Here is a 20,471-nt window from a genome sequence, read left to right on the forward strand (position 1 = left end):
GTATCGGGATTTACTGCCGGTCCCCGGCAGATCGCAGGCAAGCCAGCTCACACGGCCTTTGGCCAGAATCAAAAGCCTGAATCACGCCGCGCTTCCGCTTCTGCCGAAGGCGTGGGAGCTGGCTTGCCTGCGATCTGTTGCGAAGCGACAGCAAAACCAGCCGACTGCGCAGTATCAGGATGAACGCGATTGCAGGATTTACTGCCGCTTGGATCGGATGCGCTCCCAGGCGTTCATGCCGTCTCGCCTGGCTCGCCCGGCAAATGCTCATCCAGATGCAGCCAAGGCAAGCGGTTGTCGGTCCAGATATGCCGCTCAGCCGCTGCCAACTCGGGTTGGTCGAGGGTGGCGATGGTGACGTCCATGGTTTCGGGGCTGTTTCGGGTGAACAGCGCGACCTGTGCCCCACAGTTATTGCAGAAATAACGTACGCACGTCGGGCTTGAGTCATACGCCGCCGGGCTGCCTGCCGTCCACGTGAACACCTCCATCGGCACGGTGATCCAGGTCACCACGATCCCGCCCGATGTCCGCCGACAGATCGAGCAGTGACAATGAGCGATGTCCCGCAGAGGCGCGTCGAGTTGATAACGCAGGTTCCCGCAATGGCAGCCGCCGGTGTGCCTTTCACTCATGTCGCATCTCCCGTTCGTGTTTAACGTCTGACTCTCGCAGGGGCGTTTTACTTCATCTTTTCCTACAGCGATCAGCGGAAAGGCGTCGAAAGCTGGCTGAAAGCTAAGCCCTTTAGCATCCCCCCACCGCCGGCGGCAGACCGGCCAAGCCAGGGCAGCACGTTTAAAAGCGGCCCGGCCCATCTACAACAACAATTCGGTGATTCTGATGCTCGCTTTCGCTCCGCAGTACCCCTCGCACGCTCTCCAACGCAACGCGCAGCTCGTCTTGAACTGATCGCTTCATAACGTCCGTTCCCACGTCGCGTCCTGCCTGGAGTATTTCTATGTTGACCTTCCTCGGCTTCGCCATGGTCGTTGCCTTCATGTACCTGATCATGAGCAAACGCCTGTCCGCGCTCATTGCCCTGATCATCGTACCTATCGTATTTGCGCTGTTCGGCGGTTTTGCGGCAGGTATCGGTCCGATGATGCTCGCCGGCATCACCAAACTCGCGCCGACCGGCGTGATGCTGATGTTCGCCATTCTCTACTTTGCGCTGATGATCGACTCAGGCCTGTTCGACCCGGCCGTGCGCAAGATCCTCAAGCTCGTCAAAGGTGACCCGGTCAAAGTGTCGGTTGGCACCGCCGTGTTGGCGTTGGTCGTCTCGCTGGACGGCGACGGTGCAACCACTTACATGATCTGTGTCGCAGCGATGCTCCCGCTGTACAGCCGCCTGGGCATGAGCCCGCGCATCATGGCGGGCCTGATCATCCTGGCGGGTGGCGTGATGAACATGACGCCGTGGGGTGGTCCGACCGCTCGCGCCGCCAGCGCTCTGCATGTCGACCCCTCCGATATTTTCGTGCCGATGATTCCGGCCATGCTTGCCGGTGTGATCGCGATTCTGGCGATCGCCTATTTCTACGGCAAACGCGAGCGCGCACGTCTGGGCGAACTGCATCTCCCAGGCGATGAGGTCGATCACAGCGAAATCAGTGTCTCGCAATTTCCCGACGCTCGCCGTCCCAAACTGATCTGGTTCAACGGTGCGTTGACCCTGGCGCTGATGGTCGCGCTGATCATGGGCCTGTTGCCACTGCCGGTGCTGTTCATGATCGCGTTCAGTATTGCGATGATCGTCAACTATCCCTGCCTGCAAGCGCAGAAGGATCGTATCGCCGCCCATGCCGGTAGCGTGCTGGCAGTGGTCGGGTTGATTTTCGCGGCGGGGATTTTCACCGGTATCCTGACCGGCACCGGTATGGTCGATGCGATGTCCAAAAGTTTGCTGGCGGTGATTCCGGACGCGATGGGGCCGTATCTGGCCGTCATTACCGCCATCGTCAGCATGCCGTTCACCTTTTTCATGTCCAACGATGCGTTTTACTATGGCGTCTTGCCGGTGCTGTCCGAGGCCGCGTCGCATTACGGCATCACCCCGGTGGAAATGGCACGTGCCTCAATCGTCGGCCAGCCCGTCCACCTGTTGAGCCCACTGGTGCCATCGACTTATCTCTTGGTGGCCCTGGCGGGTATCGAATTTGGCGATCACCAGCGCTTTACCCTCAAGTGGGCCGTGCTGGTGTGCATATGCATAATGGTCGCAGCACTGCTGATGGGGATATTCCCGGTCTTCAGCAGTCTATAAGGCACATTACTCCCCCGCTGCCGCGCGAGTGACAGCGGGGATCTGACAAGCTCAAAGGAAAACCTAATGGAATGGCTGACCAACCCTGAGATCTGGGTTGCTTTCTTCACCCTGACTGCCCTGGAGATCGTTCTAGGGATCGACAACATCATCATGATCTCGATTCTGGTCAGCCGCATGCCCAAGGCGATGCAACCGCGCACCCGGATTTTCGGCCTCGCGCTGGCGATGGTCACGCGCATCCTGCTGTTGCTGTCGATCACCTGGGTCATGCGCCTGACGGACGATCTGTTCGTGGTGCTCGGCCAAGGCATCTCGGGCCGCGATCTGATCCTGTTCTTCGGTGGCCTGTTCCTGCTGTGGAAAAGCTCGCAAGAGATCTACCACGGCATGGAAGGCGAAGAGGAGGAGATCGACGAGCCGAAAGGCAAGGGCGGCATGTTCCTGTACACCATCATCCAGATCGCCATCATCGATATCGTGTTCTCGCTGGACTCGGTGATCACGGCGGTCGGCATGGTGTCTCATGTGCCGGTCATGGTCGCTGCGATCATCGTCGCCGTGCTGATCATGATGCTGTGTGCAGGGGTCATCAGTGACTTCATCGAGAAACACCCTTCGCTGAAGATGCTGGCGCTGTCGTTCCTGATCGTGGTGGGTACGGTGCTGATCGCCGAGTCGTTCGACGTGCACGTGCCTAAAGGCTATGTGTACTTCGCCATGGCGTTCTCGCTGGCGGTAGAAGCGATCAACATCAAGATGCGCACGTCGATGGCCAAGAAGAAGGCGATGAAAGAGCCGGTGAAACTTCGCAAGGACGTTCCGGGTCAATAACATCCTGCGGGAGCGAACTCATTCGCTCCCACAGTTCGTATTGCGGACGACTTGCCAAACGGCTGATTTGTGACAGATTTGTTTCAAGAAATAATCGTCTGTGCCATGCTGGCATTAAGGCTTCAAGCCGACTAAAAGCTTTAGTTGAGTGTGCTGACCACGTCAGATGGGCACGCGCTTTCGCTCGCTACACGCTGCACTTTCAATCTTTTGCCCATGAGTGCCGGCCAGTCTGGCCCGCCGGGCAACCAACAGGGGGCTTTCCGTATGCTGACCCTGCTCGATTTGCTTTCCGCCGTAGCGCTGTTGATCTGGGGCACGCACATCGTTCGGACTGGCATTCTGCGCGTTTATGGCACGCAGTTGCGCCGCGTGCTGAGCCAGAACATGTCCAAACGCCCGCTGGCCTTCGTCGCCGGGATTCTCGTCACCGCCTTGGTGCAAAGCAGTAACGCCACCGCCATGCTGGTGACGTCCTTCGTCGGCCAAAGCCTGATGGGGCTCACGCCGGCCTTGGCGATCATGCTCGGCGCCGACGTCGGTACGGCCGTGATGTCGCGAATCCTGACGTTCGACCTGTCGTGGCTCTCGCCGCTTTTGATCTTCCTCGGCGTGATCTTCTTCCTGTCGCGCAAACAGACCCGCGTCGGTCAGCTCGGCCGCGTCGGGATCGGCCTGGGCCTGATCATTCTGGCATTGCAGCTGATCGTGACTGCCGCCGCGCCGATCACCCAAGCGGCTGGCGTGAAAGTGCTGTTCGCCTCGCTGACCGGCGACTTGCTGCTCGACGCCCTGGTTGGCGCGATGTTCGCGCTGATTTCCTACTCCAGCCTGGCCGCCGTCCTGCTGACCGCCACGCTCGCAGGCGCTGAAATCATCGGCTTGCCGGTCGCGATTGGTCTGGTGATCGGCGCCAACATCGGCAGCGGACTGCTGGCCTTCCTCAGCACCAGCATGCAGAACGTCGCCGGGCGTCAGGTCGCGCTGGGCAGCCTGCTGTACAAACTGATCGGCCTGCTGCTGATCTTCCCCGTGCTAACACCGCTGGTGCACTGGATGGAAACGCTGGACGCCAGCCCGTCGAGCCTGGTCATCAGTTTTCACGTGATCTACAACTCGCTGCGCTGCCTGATCATGCTGCCCACGGTGGGCCCGATGGGGCGACTGTGCGCGTCGCTCCTCCCTCAAGCGGCTGAGGTCAACGGTCAAAACAAGCCTCGTCATCTGGACCTGACCGCGCTGGCAACGCCGAGCCTGGCGCTGGCCAATGCCGTGCGAGAAACCCTGCGCATGGGCGATCTGATCGACAGCATGCTCAATGCGATGCAAGAGGTGCTGCGCGGTAACCAGACAGCGGTCACCCAAGAAGTCCGCCGCCTCAACGATGAAGTCGAGGTGCTGTACAACGCCATCAAGCTGTACCTGGCGCAAATGCCCCGCGAAGACTTGAGTGATCAGGACAACCGCCGTTGGGCCGAAATCATCGAGCTGGCGATCAACCTCGAACTGGCCAGCGGCCTGATCGAGCGTATGCTGCGCAAGGTGCAGCAGCAGAAGACGTCGCAACGCCGGTCGTTTTCCGACGTGGGACTGGAAGAACTCTCCGGTCTGCACGAACAATTAATGGCCAACTTGCGTCTGGGCCTGTCGGTGTTCCTGAGCGGCGACCCGGAAAGTGCTCGTCAATTGCTGCGCGAGAAACGTCGTTTCCGGGCACAGGAGCGACGCCTGGCCCATGCCCATGTCAGCAGACTGCAACGTAAAATCGTGCAGAGTATCGAGACCAGTTCGTTACACCTTGAGCTGATCGCCGACATGAAACGACTCAATTCACTGTTCTGCAGCAGCGCCTATGTCGTCCTCGAAACCTCAAACACTGGCGCCTTGTCCAGCGAAAGCCAGCCAGAGTAATCGCGGTGAACGCCGGGGCCGGTCAGCAGTCTGTTACACATACCGGCCCGCAAGGAAGCCCGTTTTTATGCGTTGCCTGCTGTTCGCTGTCCTGTTTCTGATATCCCTTCCGTCCATGGCGATCGACCGCTTTCAAGTGGAAGGCTATGTGTTGCCGAACGGTTTGCAACTGGTGCTCAAGCCTGCCGAGAAGGGGCATGTGTCGATTCGCCTGGTCGTGGGCATTGGCTTCGATGATTTCCCCTGCGCCGACAAGGAATTGCCGCACTTGCTAGAGCACTTGCTGTTTAGCGGCGTCGACGATTCCGGCGAAGGCGGGCTTGAACAGCAGATGCAGGCACTGGGTGGCGAGTGGAACGCGTTCACCAGCAACACCGACACCACGTTCGTGATCGAGGCGCCCGCGCAAAACCAGCGCAAGGTGCTGGACCTGCTGATCAGTGTGCTGACGCACACGCAGATCACCCAAGCCAATCTGGACACGGTCAAACGCATCGTCGAGCGCGAAGACGGCGGGCATTACTCGCATTTACAGCGCTGGCTGGACAAGCGCGACCTCGGCCACAGCGCCAGCAGTCAATTGGCGGTGGAGCTGGGCCTCAAATGCGCTGAGCGTCCGGAAGTCGATCACATCACGCTGGATCAGATCGAGTCCATCCACGACAACTGGTATGCGGCCAACAACATGACGCTGATCATCGTCGGTGACCTCGACAAGCTACTGCCCGCCTATCTGGAGCGCACCTTCGGCCAGCTGAATGCCGTGGACCCGACCGAGCATCCGCCGCTGGCAACCATCACCGAAAAAGCCGACGCGGAGCGCACATTGATTCGCGGGGCATTGGGCGACGGCGCGAAACTGCACCTGCTGTTTACCGAGCCGGACCTGGGCGACCAGCACGATGAGACCCTGGACTTGGTGAAGGCCTACCTGGACTGGGCGCTCTACAGCGAACTGCGTCTGAAGCAGGGGTATTCATACGGCCCATGGGCGGACCGCGAAGCCTTCGGCGATACGGGGTTTCTCAGCCTGAACGCCGATCTGGATCGGGATGACGTCGACGCGGCCGTCAGTGCTGTGCGCGGGATGCTGGAGCGGCTGCGCAAGGATGGCATGGACCCGGCGACGTTTGCCCGGTTGCAGCAGGCGGCGATTGCCAAGGAGGCGTGGGCCGCTCAAGGCAACAGCGCGTTGGCGGACTATTACTGGGGCGCGATCAACGATTACGACGACGGCCGCTTCGATGACCCGACCAAACGCCTGCGCGGCGTGAGCCTGGATTTGGCGAACAGGGCCATGCGCCAGCTGTTGGCACAGCCGGGGTATCTGCGCATCGAGGAACCGCTGGTCAGTTATGACGAGTTGTACGAAATCGGCGTCGCGTTAGCGGTATTGACCGCGCTGCTGATCGCGTGGCGCTGGCAGGTGTATAAAAAACGACCGCTGTGAGGAAGATCGCTTTTGGCCGGAGGCCCAGTAGCGTTCGGCAGAATCAAAAGCAGTCAACGCTACGTCTCAGCATTGGTATCCTGCCAAGGATTTTTTCCTACAGCCAAAGTGATCACCGAAATGCCGGACCTCAACGCCCTGATGCAGAACTCCCTCGTACAGCGCGTGCTGGAGTTCATTAAACGCTATCCGGGCCTGATCGCGCTGTTCGGGTTCTGCTCTGGTGTTGGCAGCTTCATCCTCGTTGATCGCCAGGCACGGCCCGCCAGCTGGATCGCGATCATCCTGCTGATCAGTTGGCTTTGGTTGATGGTGGAAAACAGCGCTGTCAGGCTTATCGCCAGACTCCTCAAACGCGAAATCCCTCAGCCGCTGTTGCGCTACGCCACGCAGATGATCCACCAGGAAAGTCTGTTTTTTGTCCTGCCGTTCTTTTCCATCACCACGACCTGGAACAGCGGCCAGCTCGCGTTCACTGGATTGCTAGCCGTGGCAGGACTGATTTCGATCATCGATCCGCTGTATTACAAATGGCTAGCGCCCCGGCGCTGGCTGTTTCTGGCGCTGCACACCCTGACGCTGTTTGCGGCGATGCTCACCGCGCTGCCGATCATCCTGCACCTGACCACCGCCGAGAGTTACAAACTGGCGTTGGCGACCGCCATGCTGCTGTCCATTCCGAGTCTCGCGTCGAGCTTCCCCGTCACCAACTGGAAGCGCGGCGTCGGCTTGGTGATCCTGACGCTGGCCATCGGCGGCGCGGGCTGGTTGCTGCGATCGTGGGTGCCACCGGCGACGCTGTGGATGACCGAAGTGGCCGTGAGCACTCAGTTCGACAACCAGAACCGCACTCCCGGCGAAAGCATTCAGGAAATCGGCGTCAACCAACTGCGCAGCAGCGGCCTTTACGCTTACACCTCGATCAACGCGCCTCGCGGTTTGGACGAGCGGATTTATCACGTTTGGCGCCACAACGGCGAAGAAGTGGACCGAATCGCTCTAGACATTCACGGCGGACGTAAGGAAGGCTATCGGGCGTGGACACACAAACAGAATTTCCCGCCGGACGTGCTCGGCAAATGGCAGGTGAGGGTGCTGACAGAGGATGGCCAGATGATCGGCGTACTGCGCTTCCAGGTGACCGACACCGATCAGCCTGCGGTGACTCGCAAAAAGATCAAACCAGCAGGTTTGAAGCCCAATGCAGATACGTTGGGTTCGTCTGATTCGGATGACGCCAAGGCCGATGACGATAAGCCATCATCGAACTCGCCCGCACCGGCCAAAACCAACTAAGCTCGTGCCCATGACCCCAACGACCGACCTGGTTACCCACACGCCCAAGGCACCGGGCAGCGCCTCACTGGATACTTCGACTCAACCCACGCAGCTGTGGATAGTCGGGGACTGGACGCTCGCCCATTATCACGATCTGAAGCGGCAGACCGATGCCTTGAGCGACGGTTTCAGCCCCGCAACTCACGTGGACATGAGCCGATTGGGCGCGCTTGATACGGCCGGGGCGTCGCTGCTGGTCGAGTTGTTGGGGGCGCAACGCTTGCGCCTTCTGGCGGTTCAGGCTCCCAATCTTCCGGAGTCCAGCCGCGCCCTGATGCAGACGATCCAGAGCGCGCTCCACGATTACTGCCAGCCACTGAAAGACCCGGAAGTCGCCGTCGGCACTCAACTGCTGGCGCGTGTCGGTTCGGCGGTGGAGGTGCTGTGGCGCGACACGTTGCAACTGCTCGGTTTTATTGGGCTGATTCTGCAAACCTTCGTCGCGACGATGTTGCGTCCCCGGCGCTGGCGCACCACGTCGGTGATCGCCCACATCGAACAGATCGGGCTGGACGCCGCGCCCATCGTCGCGCTGCTGACGTTCATGGTCGGTGCTGTGGTGGCGTTTCTCGGTGCGACGGTGCTCAAGGCATTCGGCGCGACGATCTTCACCGTCGATCTCATCGGCTTCTCGTTCCTGCGGGAGTTCGCGGTGCTGCTGACGGCGATTCTGTTGGCAGGCCGCACCGCCAGCGCCTTCACGGCACAGATCGGCTCGATGAAGGCCAACGAAGAACTGGATGCTCTACAGACATTGGGGCTGAGTCCTACAGAAATGCTGGTCTTGCCCCGCGTGCTTGCCTTGCTCATCTCGCTGCCAATACTGACCTTTCTGGCGATGATCTGCGGCATCGTAGGCGGTGGCGTGGTGTGCGCGCTCTCGCTGGGGATTTCCCCCGCGATGTTTCTGTCGCTGATGCAGGCGGACATCGGCGTGCAGCATTTTCTGGTGGGGATCGTCAAAGCGCCGATCTTCGCTTTCTTCATTGCCGCGATTGGGTGCCTGGAAGGCTTCAAGGTCGAGGGCAGCGCGGAGTCGGTGGGCGCTCACACGACTTCAAGCGTGGTGCAGTCGATTTTCGTCGTCATCGTGCTGGACGCACTGGCGGCGATGTTCTTCATGGAGATTGGCTGGTGACCCGACGTTGCGTTCAACCCACCGAAGCCGTGATTCAGGTGCGCGGCCTGTGCAACCGCTTCGGCCCGCAGGTGGTGCACGAAAACCTCGATCTGGACCTTTATCGCGGGGAAATCCTCGCCGTGGTGGGCGGCTCCGGCAGTGGCAAATCGGTATTGCTGCGCAGCATCGTCGGCTTGCAGCGACCGGCTGAGGGAAATGTCCGAGTGTTGGGTCAGGATTTGCTGAATCTCCCGGACAAAGCGCGCTCGCAGGTTGAGCGACGTTTCGGCGTGCTGTTTCAGAAAGGCGCGTTGTTTTCTTCGTTGACCATTACTGAGAACGTTGCTCTGCCGCTGATCGAGCATGCGGGGCTGAGCCGCGAAGAAGCCGAACATCTCGCCGGCATCAAAATGGCCCTGTCCGGCTTGCCGTTGTCTGCGGCGCATAAGTACCCGGCATCGCTGTCCGGCGGGATGATCAAGCGTGCCGCGCTGGCCCGGGCGCTGGCGCTGGACCCGGACATTCTGTTTCTCGATGAACCTACCGCCGGGCTCGACCCGATTGGCGCAGGCGCCTTCGATCAACTGATCCTGACCCTGCGTGACGCGCTGGGCTTGAGCGTGTTCATGGTCACGCACGACCTGGACACCCTCTACACCATCACCGACCGGGTCGCCGTGCTAGCCCAGAAACGGGTGCTGGTGGCCGACAACATCGACAAGGTGTCGGCCTACAGAGACGACTGGATTCACGAATACTTCCACGGCCCGCGCGGCCGCTCGGCCTATGCAGCGGCCACCCACCCACACGAGGTCTCATGATGGAAACCCGCGCCCATCACGTTTTGATCGGCCTGTTCACGGTGATCGTGGTCGCCGCTGCCTTGCTGTTCGGCCTGTGGCTGGCCAAGTCCAGCGTGGACACGGCGTTCAAGGATTATCAGGTGGTGTTTAACGAGGCCGTCACCGGTCTGTCCCGGGGCAGCCCCGTGCAGTACAGCGGGATCAAGGTGGGTGACGTGGTCAATCTGCGGCTGGACCCGCAAGACCCGCGCCGCGTGCTGGCGCAGATTCGCGTCGCCGGAGAAACCCCGATCAAGCGCGACACCTTCGCCAAACTGGCCCTCGCCGGGATCACCGGCACGTCTATCATTCAGCTCAGCGGCGGCACGCCCCAGAGCGAACCGCTCAAGGGCGAAGACGGCAATTTGCCGGAAATCATTGCCTCGCCGTCGCCCATCTCGCGTCTGCTCAATGACAGCAACGACCTGCTCACCGGAATCAACACGCTGCTGCACAACGCCAACGAGCTCTTGTCGTCCAAGAACGTTCAGGCGCTGACCAAGATCATGGATCATCTGGAGCAGACCACGGCGGTGATTGCTGACCAGCGCGACGACATTCGTCAGACCCTCAAGCAATTGCTGGCGCTGAGCAAGCAGGCCAGCAGCACGCTGGATCAGACATCCACTGCAATGCGCAACGCCAACATTCTGTTCACGGTCGATGGCAAACAGGCCATCGCCACCGGGCAGGCGGCGATGGTGTCGTTGCAGCAGAGCACCGATACCATCAATCAGTTGATCAAGGCGAATAAAGGGTCGGTGGATGGCGGGCTTCAGGGGCTGGGTGAACTGGGTCCGGCGATTCGCGAGCTGCGTGAAACGCTGGCCTCGCTCAAGACGATTTCCCGCAGCCTGAACGCCAACCCCAGCGGCTACCTGCTTGGTAGCGACAAGAACAAGGAGTTCGAGCCATGAGGCTTGCCCGTCATTCCTTTACCCGGCTGTTGCTCGCGAGTGCGCTGCTGTCCTCGGCCTTGTCGATGACGGCCTGTTCGATCTTGCCCAAACAGGAACCATCAGACGTATACCGCTTACCCACGGCCTCGACCGCCAGCATGGGCACGACCCCTGTCGATTGGTCATTGCGCGTGGCGAGACCCAAAGCCAGCGAGACGCTGGACAGCCCGCGCATCGCGGTTATCCCCCAAGGCGACGTGATCAGCAGCTATAAAGGCGCGCGATGGAGCGATCCGGCCCCTGTGCTGTTGCGCAACCGGCTGACCGATGCGTTCTACCGCGATGGTCGCGTGCAATCGATCAGCACTGACGAAAGCAACTTGCAGGCAGATTTCGAGCTGGGCGGGGAGTTGCAGGCGTTTCAGAGCGAATACCGGGGCACCGCCGTCGACGTGGTGATTCGTTTGGACGCGCGGCTTGTCGATGATCATCAGCGCATCATCGCCAGCCGCCGCTTCGAGGTGCATCAGCCGGCGGCCGACAAGCCCGTCTCAGCCGTGGTAGCGGGCTTCGGACAGGCCAGCGATACGCTGACCGGCCAAGTGCTGCAATGGACCGTGGAGCAGGGCCAGCGGCGTTACGCTGCCGAGCCGAAGAACCAGTAGCAGACCGCGATAGCCGCGATCACACCGGACAGTTCCGCCAGCAAGGCGCAACCCACGGCGTGACGGGCGCGCTGGATACCGACTGCGCCGAAGTAAACGGCCAGCACGTAGAAGGTGGTTTCCGTGCTGCCCTGAATGGTTGCGGCTACCAACGCCGGGAAGCTGTCCACGCCTTGGGTTTTCATGGTCTCGATGAGCATGGCCCGCGCCGCGCTGCCTGAGAACGGCTTGACCAGCGCGGTGGGCAGGGCATCGACAAAACGGGTGTCCAGGCCCATCCACTGAATGCCATGACGGATGCCTTCCAGAATCAAGTCCAACGCTCCGGACGCACGTAACACGCCCACTGCACAGAGCATCGCCACCAGATACGGCAGCAGGTTTTTCGCCACGTCGAAGCCTTCTTTTGCGCCCTCGACGAAGGTTTCGTACACCTTGACCTTGCGCAGCGCGCCGACCACCAGAAACAGCATGATGATGCCGAACAGCGTGACGTTGCCCAGGATTGACGACAGGCTCGACAGTGCCGTGGCAGACAAACCGGCGAGGATCGCCATGAAACCGCCCAACAGCAGCGCGCCGGGAATCAGATAAGCCAGCACCACCGGGTCCCACAGACGCAGTCGCTGCATGAACGCCACCGAGAGCAGGCCGACGAGGGTCGAAGCGCTGGTGGCCAGCAGGATCGGCAGGAAAACCATGGTCGGATCGAGCGCGCCTTGTTGGGCGCGGTACATGAAGATGGTGACGGGGAGCAGAGTCAGGGAAGAGGCGTTGAGCACCAGAAACAGGATCTGCGCATTGCTGGCGACGGTCTGGCTGGGGTTCAGTTCCTGCAACGAGCGCATGGCCTTTAGCCCGATGGGCGTTGCCGCGTTGTCCAGACCGAGCGCATTGGCCGCAAAGTTGAGGGTGATCAGGCCCAAAGCCGGGTGGCCGCGAGGGACTTCGGGCATCAGACGATGAAACAGCGGCGCGAGGACTTTACCGAGCCAATCGACGATTCCCGCCTTTTCAGCGATGTTGAGAAAGCCGAGCCAGAGGGTGAGGGTGCCGAACAGCAGAACCATGACCTCGACGGAGAGCTTGGCCATCGCGAAGATGCTTTCGACCATCGCGGCGAAGATCCCGGCGTTCCCTCCCACCAGCCATTGCGCCAGCGCGGAAATGGCTGCGACCACAAAAAAACCAAGCCATAGGCCGTTAAGCATCAGTCAATCCCCTCGCAAGATGCGAGGGATGATAGCGGCGGGGGCGCAAACAACAAACCTCTGGTTGTTTGCCGATTCCTCTGGCTGCCGAGATTGCGCTTCTGCGGTGTTATCCGTTACGCAGCCTTACCGGGAATTGAGAAACGCTTCGTGCAGTGCTTTCAACGATTCGAAATGAAACGTCGGCGCTTCGGCCGCCAGTTCCTCCCGACTGCCAAACCCATACCCCACCGCCGCCACATCCAGCCCGTTGCGTTTGCCACCGATCAAATCGTGCTTGCGGTCGCCGATCATCAAGGTCTGCTTGGGGTCGAGCTTTTCCTCGTGCAGCACATGCCGGATCAACTCGACCTTGTCAGTCCGGGTGCCGTCCAGCTCACTGCCGTAGATCAGCTTGAAGTGCCGGGCGAAGTCAAAATGGCGAGCGATCTCATGGGCGAACACCCACGGCTTGGACGTCGCGATGAACAGCGTGCGGCCTTGATCCGACAGCAGGTCGAGCAGTTCGAACACGCCATCGAACACAAGGTTTTCGTACAGCCCGGTGACCTTGAAGCGCTCGCGGTAGAACCCCACCGCCTGCCAGGCCTTCGCCTCGTCAAAGTCATAGGCGCGCATGAATTGCTGAAGCAGCGGCGGCCCGATGAAGTGTTCAAGCTGTGTGATGTCAGGTTCGTCGATGCCCAGTTTGCTCAAGGCGAACTGAATCGAGCGGGTAATGCCTTCGCGCGGATCGGTCAGAGTGCCGTCCAGGTCGAACAGAATATTCTGGTAATGCATGTCGTCTCTCAAAAGCGTGAAGTGAATCGCTTGGTGACGCACGAACCCTGTGGGACCACACAACCCTGTGGGAGCGAATTTATTCGCGAGAGGCCGATAGATATTTTTTGGCTGTACCGACGTATCGCGAATGAATTCGCTCCCACAGGTTAATCAGTGTTCAGGGACATTGACGTTGTCAATCAAGGCTTGTCGAAACCCTCAGCCAAATGCTGATCCTTGAGCTTCACGTAATTGGTCGCGCTATAAGGGAAGAAGGCGATTTCCTTTTCCGTCAGCGGGCGAACCTGTTTCACCGGACGGCCCACGTACAGAAATCCGCTTTCCAGACGTTTGCCTGGCGGCACCAGACTGCCCGCACCGATAATCACCTGATCCTCTACGACAGCACCGTCCATGATGGTCGTGCCCATGCCGATCAGAATGCGGTTACCCACCGTGCAGCCATGCAACATCGCCTTGTGGCCAATGGTCACTTCATCGCCGATCAGCAGCGGAAAACCGTCCGGGTTGAACGGCCCGGCATGGGTGATGTGCAGCACGCTGCCGTCCTGAACACTGGTACGTGCGCCGATGCGGATGCGGTGCATGTCGCCGCGAACCACCGTCAGCGGCCAGACCGAACTGTCGGCGCCGATTTCGACATCGCCGATGACAACCGCCGAATGATCGACAAAGGCCCGTTCGCCAAGGGCTGGCGTGTGACTCTGGAACGTGCGAATGGCCACGATAGGCTCCTTCTCTGGCATTGATAGCAAGGCTATCCCTGTTAGATAGCTGCGGTCAGCGCCGATTGTAATTAAGATGCTCGGGTGTTTCTTCCAGCCAAGGTGCCAAACCGTGAGCGCGAACAACCCTCTTTTGCAATCCTACGACCTGCCACCTTTCTCGGCGATTCGCGCCGAGCACGTAAAACCTGCCATTGACCAGATTCTGGCCGACAACCGCGCCGCGATTGCCGACATCCTCGCCAAGCAAGGCACGCAGCCTACATGGGCTGGCCTGGTGTTGGCGATGGACGAACTGAATGATCGTCTGGGCGCCGCCTGGAGCCCGGTCAGCCACCTCAACGCCGTGCGCAACAGCGCCGAATTGCGCGAAGCCTACGAGTCGTGCCTGCCTGCGTTGAGCGCGTACTCGACCGAAATGGGCCAGAACCGTGAGCTGTTCCAGGCCTTCGAAGCCCTGGCGAACAGCCCGGAAGCTGCCGGTTTCGACGTTGCGCAAAAAACCATTCTGGAACACTCGCTGCGTGATTTCCGCCTGTCGGGCATCGACCTTCCGCCCGAGCAGCAGAAGCGCTATGCCGAAGTGCAGAGCAAGCTGTCGGAGCTGGGCAGCCAGTTCTCCAACCAACTGCTCGACGCGACTCAGGCCTGGACCAAGCACATCACTGATGAGGCTGCCCTCGCCGGTCTGACCGATTCGGCCAAGGCGCAAATGGCCGCTGCGGCTCAGGCCAAAGACCTCGACGGCTACCTGATCACGCTGGAATTCCCGAGCTACTACGCGGTGATGACCTATGCCCAGGACCGTGCGCTGCGTGAAGAAGTTTACGCTGCGTACTGCACTCGTGCGTCAGACCAAGGCCCGAACGCCGGTAAGAACGATAACGGCCCGGTGATGGAACAGATCCTCGATCTGCGTCAGGAACTCGCCAAGCTTCTGGGGTTCGCCAGCTTCTCCGAGTTAAGCCTGGCGACCAAGATGGCTGAATCCAGCGATCAGGTGCTGAGCTTCCTGCGCGATCTGGCCAAGCGCAGCAAGCCGTTCGCCGCACAGGACCTGCAACAGCTGAAGGCCTATGCCGCCGAGCAAGGCTGCCCGGACCTGCAAAGCTGGGACAGCGGTTTCTACGGCGAGAAGCTACGCGAGCAGCGTTACAGCGTTTCCCAGGAAACCCTGCGCGCCTACTTCCCGATCGACAAAGTGCTGAGCGGCCTGTTCGCCATCGTACAAAAACTGTACGGCATCGAAATCGCCGAGCAGAAAGGTTTCGACACCTGGCACCCGGACGTTCGCCTCTTCGAAATCAAGGAAAACGGCCAGCATGTCGGCCGCTTCTTCTTCGACCTCTATGCCCGCGCCAACAAGCGCGGCGGCGCGTGGATGGACGGCGCCCGTGACCGTCGGCGCACCTCGGCGGGCTCGCTGCAAAGCCCGGTCGCCAATCTGGTGTGCAACTTCACTCCGGCGGATTCGGGCAAACCAGCCCTGCTGACCCACGATGAAGTGACTACCCTGTTCCACGAGTTCGGCCATGGCCTGCACCACCTGTTGACCCGCGTCGAACACGCGGGCGCGTCGGGCATCAACGGCGTGGCGTGGGATGCGGTCGAGCTGCCAAGTCAGTTCATGGAAAACTGGTGCTGGGAGCCGGAAGGCCTGGCGCTGATCTCCGGTCATTACGAAACCGGCGAGCCGCTGCCTCAGGATCTGCTGGAAAAAATGCTCGCGGCGAAGAACTTCCAGTCCGGCCTGATGATGGTCCGCCAGCTGGAATTCTCGCTGTTCGACTTCGAACTGCACGCTACCCACGGTGATGGTCGCACCACCCTGCAAGTGCTCGAAGGCGTGCGTGACGAGGTTTCGGTGATGCGTCCACCGGCGTACAACCGCTTCCCGAACAGCTTCGCGCACATTTTCGCGGGCGGTTACGCAGCGGGTTACTACAGCTACAAGTGGGCCGAAGTGTTGTCTGCGGATGCTTTCTCCAAGTTCGAAGAAGACGGCGTGCTCAATGCCGAAACTGGTCGCGCGTTCCGCGAGGCGATTTTGGCCCGTGGCGGTTCGCAGGCGCCGATGGTGCTGTTCGTCGACTTCCGCGGACGCGAGCCTTCGATTGACGCACTCTTGCGCCATTCCGGCTTGAGCGAGGACGCGGCAGCATGACCGATACACCGCACGTGATTACAAAAAAACGCTTCATCGCCGGGGCGGTTTGCCCGGCGTGCAGCGAACCTGACAAGTTGATGATGTGGAGCGAAGACGACGTCCCGCACCGCGAATGCGTGAATTGCGGGTACTCCGACACGCTGAACGCGCAAGGGCAGTCGATTCCGAAAGAGTTGGGCACGCGGGTCAACAAACCTGCGGTGAAACCGGCGGATCCGAAGGTGCAAGGGGTGCAGTTCTTCCCGAATCCGAAGCTCAAGAAGCCGGTAGATCCTCAGTAGTCTTCTTCTCTGAGGCCCAAGCAGTCCGGCTTGCGGACGGCAGCGATTTCAAATCCGCCGTCGGCAAGCCGTGCTGATACGCGGCGCTACAATCGCCAGAGAATCGTCTGGACGCCCACCACATCTGTCTTCTGAAACCAGCCTTTGATTGCGCAGCTTGCAAACGCGCTGGTGCTGCATGCGCCGCTGTTGAGCGCAGTTTTCAAAGCATCCACATCGACCTTGTTGATGTAATCGATGCCATGCTTGAGGCTGTCTTCATCCCCAAATCCCCCATGTTCCATCTCGTCCAGCGCGGCCTGCTTGGTCCAACCCTGCACGACAATGCGGTACATCGCGGCCACCAGACCCGTCCGGTCAAGCCCGTGTTTGCAGTGCATCAGCACCGGCCCCTTTTCCTGCGCCGTTTGAATGGCGCGCAGGCTCTGGATAATGTCCGCGTCGTCGACATGAACGGTCTGCAGCGGAATCTGCACCTGCGCCACTGACGGGTCGGACAGCCACTTGCTGTCACTTTCCTTAATGAAATCCAACACCGTTGCCACGCCCAGTTGTTTCAAAAGCGGCTGTGCAGCAGCGTCGGGCTGACGGCTCCGATACAGCGTTGGGGTCATTTGATAGAGGTTGTAATGCGTGTCGATCGGCTGCGCCCACTGGCTGGGGCGCGGCGTGGATGAGGACGTGTCGCCAGCCTGAGCGAGCGCGCAAAAAGATGTCGCCAACAGCGTGGCAAGCAGCGGAGCGATCAATCGAAGGCGCATTGAGCAGTACCGTTCAAGCGTGCAGGAATGGGAGTGCGGCGAGTTTCTGCGCTACGGGGTCAAGGCGATGTGAGGCAAATGTCAAAACTTCGTTGAGCACATTCACGGGGTGATGGAGGACCGGGCAAAACAGGGGTCGATGCTAGTCGCCCCTGATAAGACCGATTATTTTCCGCCGTAAAAATACCCGAACGAGATCCACCCATCGACAGCCTTGGTGTAATTGATCACCTTGACGTCATCGTTCTCATACGAACGGTTGAAGCTCGGAATGACCACCGGGGTCGTGATGTTTCGTTTGACGATGACATTCGTCCGTCCTTCGTTGAAGTTGCCACCGGGATGACCTGTCAGCGTGAATTCTGCTCCGGCTTTTGCCTTGAGTATTTTGGCAGAGCGGATTTCGTCATTGGAGCAGCCGAAGCGGTTGTTCTTCATTTGAAGATTGTGCGCGTAATGAAACGGCACGATGCAATCCAGATTCTGGCTGGCGTTGTTTCCTTCATACATCGCAATGGCTGCGTCGGAAAAATCGGTGGGCGTCGTGCTGACTTCCACGCGTGACACTTTGCCGTTCAAGCCGTTGTTGCGTATGTAGACCGCACGATAAGCATCGGTTGTTCGATTTTGCTCCAGAGTCCCGATGACCACTTTTTCGTAAGTGCCAATGTTGCGCGTGACATCGATAACGATATGGTCATCTTCGCGATTGCCTGACGCATCATCGTACAGCGTGATGCGTGTTCCCTTGTCGATGCCAGACAGCGACACCGATCGTGCTTCATCGTTTTCACAACCGTCGGCGGGCAACCTCAAAGTCCGGGCACTGCGGGGAATGACGCACACGGTATCTCCTGCGGTGCTGGCATTATTCTGCTCCCACAGGTAGATCCCTCCCTGACTCAATGCTTGCGTGTAAGGCAGCGTGTCGCCATTGCGGTAGTTGTTGATGGCTATAAAGTTCGGAGCAAGACCGCAGTTGGCAGTGCGGCGCATCAGGTAGGTGAGGTTGTTGTCGTATTTGGCTGAATCGGGTGCCGTCGATGTGCCGTGATGAAACTGATTCATTACGAATAGACGATTCCATTGCTTGCCCGTGCCTGGCGAGACTTTCCGGGTATTGAGTGGCAAGTGGCCCCATCGTGTAGGGCAGGAAAAATCATGGGTGGCCAGAATGCTGGAAGCGGAAAGCCCGAGGGTGTCCCAGTGGTTTTGCACCAGCCAATCCTGATCGAACAGCACCTTGATCGGACGCCCATTCACGGTGTATGTACCCACGAGTTTCGAATCGTCGGTAAACAAAAGCAGCCTATTGTTCTTCTGAACCATCTGTTCGCGAGTTGGCCAACTATGGGCCGGGAAATTGTCGGGGTTGAACGCAACAGTGGCGACTTGCGGGAAGCTGTTCAGAAACTTCTGCAGTTGATCACGGTTGATGTAGGTTTCCAGAAACAGCGTCACGATTTCTTTTTTGTGTTTATTCAGAAAGGGCAAGATCTCGTTGCCCAACTGATTGGCAAAGCTGCCGTAGCATATCTTCTCGTGACATACCCTCACGGCGTACCGGGCTGAATAGTTGTTCTGGTGATAAAGATCGAGCATGAACCCCCGAATACCGTCGTTGAGCTGTTGCGGAATTTCCTTGAGGTTCTGATTTATCTTTTCGTATGAATTGTGGGTGGTGACCCAACTGAGTTGGTCAAATGGCAGGTCTTTCTCAGCGAGATGCGCAGTGTTCTGCTGTTGAGCGGCCAACGCTGCAGCCAGCGCGTCAAACACGCTGCTATTCGCATGGGTCGCTACTACCAACGTGAGACAACTGCCAATAACGGCTGAAGATGTTTTCCTGAGTTTCACGGTCGAAATCCTTTTCGTTTCATCGGCACAGGTTGTACCGATATCAGCTTGGTAATGAACTCCTTCCTGGAGGTGACGAGAGTATTAGTGGGGCTTTTGAAACCGGCTATTTTGCAGCGTCGATCATTTGTAACCGGCCTTGAGTGACGGCCACCGCTTGTCTGGGCCGGAGGGCGTGAGGGGCGGATCGGCTAGAACAGGCGCGTGCAATACTATACTGTATGCATAAACAGTAATCGGGAATGCTCGCATGTCCACGCCATTGCCACCCCGCGGTCGCGGCACCGCCACCAATCCCCACAACCGGTTTGCCCCCAATCGTTCGGTGGCCGAAGACGACGGCTGGTATCAGGAAGTGCCTGTGACACAAGGCACGACTGTCACGCTTGAAACCGCCAAAAGCATCATCGCGCGCAATTCGTCTCCCGACATTCCCTTCGACCGGTCGATCAATCCGTATCGCGGTTGCGAGCACGGCTGCATTTATTGCTACGCACGCCCCAGCCACGCGTACTGGGACATGTCGCCGGGGCTGGATTTCGAGACGAAACTGATCGCCAAGACCAACGCCGCTGCCCTGCTCGAACAGCAACTGTCGAAGCCCGGCTACAGCGTGGCCCCCATCACCCTGGGCGCCAACACCGATCCGTATCAGCCCATCGAGCGCGAATACAAAATCACCCGCGCCACGCTGGAAGTGCTGCTGCGTTATCGCCATCCCGTAACGATCATCACCAAAGGCTCGTTGATCCTGCGCGATCTGGACCTGCTGTCAGAACTCGCCAAGCTGAACCTCGTGTCAGTGTTCATCAGCCTCACGTCGCTGGACGATGAGCTCAAACGCATCCTTGAGCCCCGGGCCGCCGCTCCCAAGGCCAGGCTGCGGGCGATTCGAGTGTTGCGCGATGCCGGGGTGCCGGTCGGGGTGCTGCTGGCGCCGATGATTCCGATGATCAACGACATGGAGCTGGAGAAACTCATGGCCGAAGCCAAGGCTGCCGGCGCATTGAGCGCAAGCTACGTGATGCTGCGGCTGCCACTGGAGGTCGCGCCGCTGTTTGAGGAGTGGTTGCAGGCGCATTACCCGCAACGGGCCGAACATGTGATGAGTCTGGTTCGGCAAAGCCGTGGAGGCCAGGTGTATGACAGCCGTTTCGGTTCTCGAATGCGCGGAGAAGGGGTATTCGCTGAACTGCTGGCGCAACGCTACAGTATGGCGGTGAAGAAACTGGGGCTGAATCAGCGCGAGAGCTTCAAGCTCGATTGTGAAGCGTTCTGCCCGCCGGGTGGTCAGATGTCGCTGTTGTGACTCGGGTGGCGTCTCATTAGCTGATACAGGAGCGTGTATCGCCATCGCT

The 20,471-nt window shown here is 59.5% G+C and carries 18 protein-coding genes; 12 read left to right on the top strand and 6 right to left on the bottom strand.

Features of this window, described 5'->3' with window-relative positions; translation table 11 throughout:
* Positions 1 to 233: 233 nt before the first annotated feature.
* Entirely contained in the window at positions 234 to 635 is a 402-nt protein-coding gene (locus tag ACIQAL_RS29660; RefSeq protein WP_401151846.1) for a GFA family protein, read from the bottom strand.
* Between the two features lie 326 nt (positions 636 to 961).
* Here ACIQAL_RS29660 and ACIQAL_RS29665 point away from each other — a divergent pair, with 326 nt between their 5' ends.
* From ACIQAL_RS29665 to ACIQAL_RS29705, 9 genes are all read left to right on the top strand, one after another.
* Positions 962 to 2,269 (top strand): CitMHS family transporter, encoded by a 1,308-nt coding sequence (locus ACIQAL_RS29665; RefSeq protein WP_401151849.1) that lies wholly within the window; start codon positions 962 to 964, stop codon positions 2,267 to 2,269.
* A gap of 66 nt (positions 2,270 to 2,335) precedes the next feature.
* Positions 2,336 to 3,103, top strand: coding sequence for a TerC family protein (locus ACIQAL_RS29670; protein WP_166593840.1), 768 nt, complete (start codon positions 2,336 to 2,338; stop codon positions 3,101 to 3,103).
* A 267-nt stretch (positions 3,104 to 3,370) separates the two neighbouring features.
* Positions 3,371 to 5,014 (top strand): Na/Pi cotransporter family protein, encoded by a 1,644-nt coding sequence (locus ACIQAL_RS29675; protein WP_401151853.1) that lies wholly within the window; start codon positions 3,371 to 3,373, stop codon positions 5,012 to 5,014.
* Positions 5,015 to 5,081: 67 nt separating this feature from the next.
* Positions 5,082 to 6,464 (top strand): M16 family metallopeptidase, encoded by a 1,383-nt coding sequence (locus ACIQAL_RS29680; RefSeq protein ID WP_401151856.1) that lies wholly within the window; start codon positions 5,082 to 5,084, stop codon positions 6,462 to 6,464.
* Positions 6,465 to 6,584: 120 nt separating this feature from the next.
* Positions 6,585 to 7,760, top strand: coding sequence for a DUF5924 family protein (locus ACIQAL_RS29685; RefSeq protein ID WP_401151858.1), 1,176 nt, complete (start codon positions 6,585 to 6,587; stop codon positions 7,758 to 7,760).
* Positions 7,761 to 7,770: 10 nt separating this feature from the next.
* The gene (locus tag ACIQAL_RS29690) at positions 7,771 to 8,940 is read left to right on the top strand and encodes an MlaE family lipid ABC transporter permease subunit (RefSeq protein ID WP_401151860.1); all 1,170 of its coding nucleotides are present in this window, start codon (positions 7,771 to 7,773) and stop codon (positions 8,938 to 8,940) included.
* On the top strand, positions 8,937 to 9,743 hold the full coding sequence (locus ACIQAL_RS29695; protein WP_401151862.1) for an ABC transporter ATP-binding protein: 807 nt from the start codon (positions 8,937 to 8,939) through the stop codon (positions 9,741 to 9,743). The genes ACIQAL_RS29690 and ACIQAL_RS29695 overlap by 4 nt, the downstream gene beginning before the upstream one ends.
* Positions 9,743 to 10,681: an MlaD family protein gene (locus ACIQAL_RS29700; protein WP_401151998.1), complete on the top strand. Its 939-nt coding sequence runs from the start codon at positions 9,743 to 9,745 to the stop codon at positions 10,679 to 10,681. The genes ACIQAL_RS29695 and ACIQAL_RS29700 overlap by 1 nt, the downstream gene beginning before the upstream one ends.
* Positions 10,678 to 11,328, top strand: a complete 651-nt coding sequence (locus tag ACIQAL_RS29705) for an ABC-type transport auxiliary lipoprotein family protein (protein WP_401151864.1) — start codon at positions 10,678 to 10,680, stop codon at positions 11,326 to 11,328. Before ACIQAL_RS29700 ends, ACIQAL_RS29705 begins: the two co-directional genes overlap by 4 nt.
* On the opposite strand, the gene ACIQAL_RS29710 is transcribed toward ACIQAL_RS29705, so the two are convergent.
* From ACIQAL_RS29710 to ACIQAL_RS29720, 3 genes are all read right to left on the bottom strand, one after another.
* Complete coding sequence (locus ACIQAL_RS29710) at positions 11,301 to 12,539, bottom strand: nucleoside recognition domain-containing protein (RefSeq protein ID WP_341961192.1); 1,239 nt, start codon at positions 12,537 to 12,539, stop codon at positions 11,301 to 11,303. The two genes, ACIQAL_RS29705 and ACIQAL_RS29710, sit on opposite strands and share 28 nt — an antisense overlap.
* 126 nt (positions 12,540 to 12,665) lie before the next feature.
* A complete protein-coding gene (locus ACIQAL_RS29715; protein ID WP_401151867.1) occupies positions 12,666 to 13,319 on the bottom strand; it encodes an HAD family hydrolase in 654 nt (217 codons plus the stop codon).
* Positions 13,320 to 13,501: 182 nt separating this feature from the next.
* On the bottom strand, positions 13,502 to 14,047 hold the full coding sequence (locus tag ACIQAL_RS29720; protein WP_401151870.1) for a gamma carbonic anhydrase family protein: 546 nt from the start codon (positions 14,045 to 14,047) through the stop codon (positions 13,502 to 13,504).
* A 76-nt stretch (positions 14,048 to 14,123) separates the two neighbouring features.
* Between ACIQAL_RS29720 and prlC the strand changes: the two genes are divergently transcribed.
* The gene (gene prlC / locus ACIQAL_RS29725) at positions 14,124 to 16,211 is read left to right on the top strand and encodes an oligopeptidase A (RefSeq protein WP_401151872.1); all 2,088 of its coding nucleotides are present in this window, start codon (positions 14,124 to 14,126) and stop codon (positions 16,209 to 16,211) included.
* Positions 16,208 to 16,495, top strand: coding sequence for a YheV family putative zinc ribbon protein (locus ACIQAL_RS29730; protein ID WP_166593850.1), 288 nt, complete (start codon positions 16,208 to 16,210; stop codon positions 16,493 to 16,495). Before prlC ends, ACIQAL_RS29730 begins: the two co-directional genes overlap by 4 nt.
* A gap of 86 nt (positions 16,496 to 16,581) precedes the next feature.
* Here the strand turns inward: ACIQAL_RS29730 and ACIQAL_RS29735 are convergent, their stop codons facing one another.
* On the bottom strand, positions 16,582 to 17,256 hold the full coding sequence (locus ACIQAL_RS29735; protein ID WP_401151875.1) for a dual specificity protein phosphatase family protein: 675 nt from the start codon (positions 17,254 to 17,256) through the stop codon (positions 16,582 to 16,584).
* A 165-nt stretch (positions 17,257 to 17,421) separates the two neighbouring features.
* A complete protein-coding gene (locus tag ACIQAL_RS29740; protein ID WP_401151878.1) occupies positions 17,422 to 19,113 on the bottom strand; it encodes a hypothetical protein in 1,692 nt (563 codons plus the stop codon).
* Between the two features lie 250 nt (positions 19,114 to 19,363).
* On the opposite strand from ACIQAL_RS29740, the gene ACIQAL_RS29745 reads away from it, so the two are divergent.
* Positions 19,364 to 20,422, top strand: a complete 1,059-nt coding sequence (locus ACIQAL_RS29745; protein ID WP_401151880.1) for a PA0069 family radical SAM protein — start codon at positions 19,364 to 19,366, stop codon at positions 20,420 to 20,422.
* Positions 20,423 to 20,471 lie beyond the last annotated feature (49 nt).

The organism is Pseudomonas sp. NPDC088368 (assembly GCF_044753445.1).
Lineage (GTDB): Bacteria > Pseudomonadota > Gammaproteobacteria > Pseudomonadales > Pseudomonadaceae > Aquipseudomonas > Aquipseudomonas bambusae.

What these genes read in the sequence shown, in the direction of transcription:
- ACIQAL_RS29730 (WP_166593850.1), top strand. Translation starts at nt 16,208, where the DNA reads ATGACCGATACACCGCACGTGATTACAAAAAAACGCTTCATCGCCGGG.
- prlC (WP_401151872.1), top strand. Translation starts at nt 14,124, where the DNA reads ATGCTCGGGTGTTTCTTCCAGCCAAGGTGCCAAACCGTGAGCGCGAAC.
- ACIQAL_RS29715 (WP_401151867.1), bottom strand. Translation starts at nt 13,319, where the DNA reads ATGCATTACCAGAATATTCTGTTCGACCTGGACGGCACTCTGACCGAT.
- ACIQAL_RS29675 (WP_401151853.1), top strand. Translation starts at nt 3,371, where the DNA reads ATGCTGACCCTGCTCGATTTGCTTTCCGCCGTAGCGCTGTTGATCTGG.
- ACIQAL_RS29735 (WP_401151875.1), bottom strand. Translation starts at nt 17,256, where the DNA reads ATGCGCCTTCGATTGATCGCTCCGCTGCTTGCCACGCTGTTGGCGACA.
- ACIQAL_RS29670 (WP_166593840.1), top strand. Translation starts at nt 2,336, where the DNA reads ATGGAATGGCTGACCAACCCTGAGATCTGGGTTGCTTTCTTCACCCTG.
- ACIQAL_RS29705 (WP_401151864.1), top strand. Translation starts at nt 10,678, where the DNA reads ATGAGGCTTGCCCGTCATTCCTTTACCCGGCTGTTGCTCGCGAGTGCG.
- ACIQAL_RS29660 (WP_401151846.1), bottom strand. Translation starts at nt 635, where the DNA reads ATGAGTGAAAGGCACACCGGCGGCTGCCATTGCGGGAACCTGCGTTAT.
- ACIQAL_RS29690 (WP_401151860.1), top strand. Translation starts at nt 7,771, where the DNA reads ATGACCCCAACGACCGACCTGGTTACCCACACGCCCAAGGCACCGGGC.
- ACIQAL_RS29700 (WP_401151998.1), top strand. Translation starts at nt 9,743, where the DNA reads ATGGAAACCCGCGCCCATCACGTTTTGATCGGCCTGTTCACGGTGATC.
- ACIQAL_RS29710 (WP_341961192.1), bottom strand. Translation starts at nt 12,539, where the DNA reads ATGCTTAACGGCCTATGGCTTGGTTTTTTTGTGGTCGCAGCCATTTCC.
- ACIQAL_RS29685 (WP_401151858.1), top strand. Translation starts at nt 6,585, where the DNA reads ATGCCGGACCTCAACGCCCTGATGCAGAACTCCCTCGTACAGCGCGTG.
- ACIQAL_RS29665 (WP_401151849.1), top strand. Translation starts at nt 962, where the DNA reads ATGTTGACCTTCCTCGGCTTCGCCATGGTCGTTGCCTTCATGTACCTG.
- ACIQAL_RS29680 (WP_401151856.1), top strand. Translation starts at nt 5,082, where the DNA reads ATGCGTTGCCTGCTGTTCGCTGTCCTGTTTCTGATATCCCTTCCGTCC.
- ACIQAL_RS29745 (WP_401151880.1), top strand. Translation starts at nt 19,364, where the DNA reads ATGTCCACGCCATTGCCACCCCGCGGTCGCGGCACCGCCACCAATCCC.